Source organism: Streptomyces alkaliphilus (assembly GCF_014141535.1).
Classification (GTDB): Bacteria; Actinomycetota; Actinomycetes; order Streptomycetales; family Streptomycetaceae; genus Streptomyces; species Streptomyces alkaliphilus.
This window is the reverse complement of record NZ_VKHT01000482.1, coordinates 1-3,855: the sequence shown is the minus strand read 5'-3', so window position 1 is coordinate 3,855 and position 3,855 is coordinate 1. Positions and strand designations below refer to the sequence as shown.

3 protein-coding genes are annotated in these 3,855 nt (G+C 72.8%); 2 read left to right on the top strand and 1 reads right to left on the bottom strand.

Going from position 1 to position 3,855, the window contains the following annotated elements; all coding sequences use genetic code 11:
• Together FNQ90_RS15330 and FNQ90_RS15325 are read left to right on the top strand one after the other, a co-directional pair.
• On the top strand, window positions 1-1,825 hold a 1,825-nt coding region (locus FNQ90_RS15330; protein ID WP_407699372.1), incomplete at its 5' end, for an acyl-CoA dehydrogenase.
• Window positions 1,826-2,017: 192 nt separating this feature from the next.
• Window positions 2,018-2,563 carry a type 1 glutamine amidotransferase domain-containing protein gene (locus FNQ90_RS15325; RefSeq protein WP_182606894.1) on the top strand — a complete coding sequence of 182 codons (546 nt, stop codon included), beginning with the start codon at window positions 2,018-2,020 and terminating at the stop codon, window positions 2,561-2,563.
• A 79-nt stretch (window positions 2,564-2,642) separates the two neighbouring features.
• On the opposite strand, the gene FNQ90_RS15320 is transcribed toward FNQ90_RS15325, so the two are convergent.
• Window positions 2,643-3,689 (bottom strand): cytochrome c oxidase assembly protein, encoded by a 1,047-nt coding sequence (locus tag FNQ90_RS15320; protein ID WP_182606893.1) that lies wholly within the window; start codon window positions 3,687-3,689, stop codon window positions 2,643-2,645.
• Between the last annotated feature and the right edge of the window lie 166 nt (window positions 3,690-3,855).

Here is a 3,855-nt window from a genome sequence, read left to right as displayed (position 1 = left end):
CCCCTCCCCCCGGCGGAGCAGCCCCGCCGGCGGCTCCGTCCTCGTCTCCCGGCGCGATCTGGACTTCCTGCTGCACGAGTGGCTCGGGACCGGGGAACTGCTCACCCGGGAGCGGTACGCCGAGCACGACCGGGAGACCGTCGACGACGTGCTCGACCTCTCCGAGGCCCTGGCGACCCGCTGGTTCGCCCCGCACAACCGCGCAGCCGACCTGAACGAGCCGCGGATGGTCGACGGGCGGGTCGAGATGATTCCCGAGGTCGGCGAGGCCCTGCGGGCCTTCGGCGAGTCCGACCTGCTCGCGGCGACCATGGACGCCGGGGTCGGGGGGCTGCAACTCCCCCGCGTGGTGGCCACCGCCTGCTTCGCGTGGTTCCAGGCCGCCAACATCGGCACCTCCGCCTACGCCATGCTCACCCGGGGCAACGCCAACCTGCTGCTCGCCCACGGCACCCCCGGCCAGGTCGACACCTGGGTGCGCCCGATGGTGGCCGGACGGTTCCTGGGCACCATGTGCCTGTCCGAACCGGACGCGGGCTCCTCGCTCGCCGACATCACCACCCGGGCCGAACCCCGCCCCGACGGCACCCATCGCCTGTTCGGCACCAAGATGTGGATCTCCGGCGGCGACCACGAACTGAGCGAGAACATCGTCCACCTCGTGCTGGCCCGGGTGCCCGGCGGGCCCCCCGGGGTCAAGGGGCTGTCCCTGTTCCTGGTGCCCAAGCACCTGCTCCGGCCGGACGGGGGCATCGGTGAGCGCAACGACGTCGTGCTCGCCGGCCTGAACCACAAGATGGGCTACCGGGGCACCACGAACGCGGTGCTCAACTTCGGCGAGGGCGCCCACGCCCCCGGCGGTGAGCCGGGTGCCGTCGGCGAACTGGTCGGCCCCCTGCACGGCGGCTTGACCTGCATGTTCCACATGATGAACGAGGCCCGGATCGGGGTGGGATCGGGAGCCGCGGCACTGGGGTACACCGCCTACCTGAAGTCCCTGGAGTACGCGCGGACCCGTCTGCAGGGGCGCCCCTTCGCCGACCGCGACCCCTCCGCTCCCCCGGTCCCGATCATCCGACACCCGGACGTGCGGCGAATGCTCCTGACCCAGAAGTCGTGGGTCGAAGGGGCCATGGCCCTGGTGCTGTACTGCGCGCGGTTGGTGGACGAGCGGGAAACGGCACCGGACCCGGAGGCCCGACGGGAGGCCGCGACCCTGCTGGACATCCTGACCCCGGTCGCCAAGAGCTGGCCCTCACAGTGGTGCACCGAGGCCAACGCCCTGGCCATCCAGGTGCACGGCGGTTACGGCTACACCCGTGATTACGATGTCGAGCAGCACTACCGGGACAACCGGCTCAACCCCATCCACGAGGGGACCCACGGCATCCAGGGACTGGACCTGCTGGGACGGCGGGTGCGGGCCGGGGGCGGGGCGGCCCTGGACCTCCTGCTGGCCCGAATCGCCGACACCGTGGCACGGGCGAAGGAGGCCGGCGGGGAGCGCGCCGAGCTCGCCGGGGACCTGGCCGCGGCGGCCGGGCGAATCCGCGAGGTGACCGCCCGCCTGCACTCCTCACAGGGGCGTGAGGCGATCCCGGGCGCGGCCACCGCCTATCTCGAGGCGTTCGGTCACACCGTGCTGGCCTGGCTGTGGCTGGACGTGCACCTGGCCACCGGGGAGGAGGAGGGCGCCTTCCACGAGGGGAAGCGCCACGCCTGCCGTTTCTTCCTCCGGCACGAGTTGCCGCGGATCGGGGCGATGCTGGCCCCGGTGGAGGCCGGTGACGACACGATCGACCGCACGGATCCCGCCTGGCTGTGAGTGGCGCGCCGGCCGGGGTGCCGGAGGGACACGCGACGGGACGGGGGCGGTCCGATACCCGCGGGTGACGCATGGTTCGCCCGGGATCGGGGACCCGCAGAAAGCGGGCGGTTCCGGTGGCGACCGGTTCCGTCCCCGACCCGTCCGGCCGCGCGGCCGGGGGTCACGAGGTCCCGAAAGGAAGTGATCGACGTGCAGGTGGCCTTTCTCGTGGCGCCCGAGGGCGCGGAGCAAGTGGAACTGACCGACCCCTGGGAGGCGGTGCAGGAGGCGGGTGGAACCCCGAAGTTGCTGTCGACCGGCGGCGGGCGGGTGCAGGCGTTCAACCATCTCGACCGGGGTGACACCTTCGCCGTGGACGAGGAGGTGGGCAAGGCGTCGGTGGAGGAGTACGACGCGCTGGTGCTGCCCGGCGGCGTGGCCAACCCGGATCTGCTGCGGGCCGACGAGCAGGCCGTGGCGTTCGTGCGGGACTTCTGCGCCTCCGGCAAGCCGGTGGCGGTGATCTGCCACGGGCCGTGGACCCTGATCGAGGCGGACGCCGTGCGCGGACGGACCGTGACCTCCTGGCCGAGCCTGGCGACCGACCTGCGCAACGCCGGCGCCACGTGGGTGGACCGGCCGGTGGTGGTGGACGAGGCCGGGCCGGGGCCGCTGATCAGCAGCCGGAAGCCCGACGACCTGTCGGCTTTCCGGGAAGCCCTGGTGCGGGCGTTGAGCGGCTCCAACGGCCGCTGAGCCGACGACACCACGGTGGGGTCCCGCGGTGCGGGGTCCCCCCGTGGTGTGCCGGGAGCGGGTCGACGGCGATGCGCCCTCAGCGGCCGGGGCCCGCCGGGGGTGCCGCGGGCGCCGGGGCTCCCCCCGTCCCCGCCGGTCCGGGGGCCGATGCCACCGGCTCGGCCGGTGGGGTCCGGCCGGCGCCGCCCAGCAAGGCCAGATAGGCGTTGTAGGCGGCCAGTTCACGGTCCTCCCCGCTGCGGTCCGTGGTGCGGTCCCGGCGGCGGGCGATCCGTTGGTCCGAGACGAACCACTGCACCAGCAGGGCGATCAGCACGATGACGGTGGGGATCTCGCTGAACGCCCAGGCGATGCCGCCGGCCGCGTTCTGGTCGGAGAGTGCGTCGGTGCCGAGCGAGGCGGGCGGGTCGGAGTAGACCCCGATCAGCGGGGCGGTCGCCATCATGAGCGCGATGCCGAAGAAGGCGTGGAACGGCATGGTGGCGAACAGTTCCAGCATCCGCATCAGGTGGCCCGGGCGGTGGGGCCCCGGGTCCACCCCCATGATCGGCCAGAAGAAGACCAGACCGACCGCGAGGAAGTGGATCATCATCGCGATGTGCCCCGGCCGGGAGGACATCAAAAAGTCGAAGAGCGGCGTGAAGTACAGCCCGTAGAGGCTGGCGATGAACAGGGGGATGGTGACCAGCGGGCTGGTGATCGTCCGCACGTACCGGCTGTGCAGCAGGAAGACCAGCCACTCGCGCGGACCGCGCCGACCGCGCCCGGCGGTGGGCAGGGCACGCAATGTGAGGGTGACGGGGGCGCCGAGCAGCAGCAGGATCGGCGAGAACATGCTGATGATCATGTGCTGCACCATGTGCACGCTGAACAGGAGCATCCCGTAGTCGTTCATGGCTGTGCCGGTGACCGCCCACACGCTGAGCACCCCGAGCACGAACGCCACCGTCCGGCCGGGCGACCAGGCGTCGCCGCGCCGGCGCAGTCGGATCACCCCCCACAGGTAGAGGGCCAGGACGACGGCGCAGCCCACCGCGAAGAAGGTCTCTCCGCCGGGCTGGAGCCCGCGCAGCAGGGTGAAGGGCGGCAACTCCGCCGTGATGCCGTGATCGGCGTGGTCCATCCGCATGCTCCCGAGGTGTTCCGGTGGCCCCGGATCAGCATAGAAAGTCCCCCGCCCGTCGGTGCGGCCGGGGGGCGGGAGCCGGGCCCGCCGGTTCCCGTCCGTCCGCTCGGGCGGGCGGGAACCGGGGGCCGGGGGTTCCGGCGCGGTTGCCGGTGGCGGCGGC

Excerpts from the sequence above, each read along its gene's own strand:
- FNQ90_RS15320 (WP_182606893.1), bottom strand. The coding sequence starts at position 3,689 with ATGGACCACGCCGATCACGGCATCACGGCGGAGTTGCCGCCCTTCACC.